At 66.7% G+C, this 297-nt stretch carries 1 protein-coding gene; it reads left to right on the top strand.

Annotated features, from left to right (window positions below; genetic code table 11):
• Positions 1-297: putative Ig domain-containing protein (locus IB248_RS31155; RefSeq protein ID WP_192242261.1), on the top strand; the 297-nt coding region annotated here is incomplete at both ends.

The following is a 297-nucleotide window of genomic DNA, read 5'->3' as shown; positions in this document are numbered from 1 at the left end:
ATGCCGCCGGCGCCACCGCCACGGCCGCGTTGACGATCACCATCCACGGCGCCGACGACGCGCCTGTTCTGGCGGTCCAGACCGCCACCCAGAATGCCACCGTCAACACCGCCTTCTCGTTCGCGTTACCGGCCGGCACTTTCACCGATGTCGACAGCGGCGAAACGCTCACCTACACGGCAACCTCTGCCGACGGCTCGGTTCTTCCCACCTGGCTGAGCTTCAACGCCGCGACGCAGACCTTCAGCGGTACGCCGACGGCAACAGGCACCTCAGGCATCAAGGTGACGGCAACCG

It is taken from the genome of Rhizobium sp. RHZ01 (genome assembly GCF_014851595.1).
GTDB classification, from domain to species: domain Bacteria; phylum Pseudomonadota; class Alphaproteobacteria; order Rhizobiales; family Rhizobiaceae; genus Rhizobium; species Rhizobium altiplani.
This window is presented reverse-complemented; position numbering and strand designations above follow the sequence as displayed.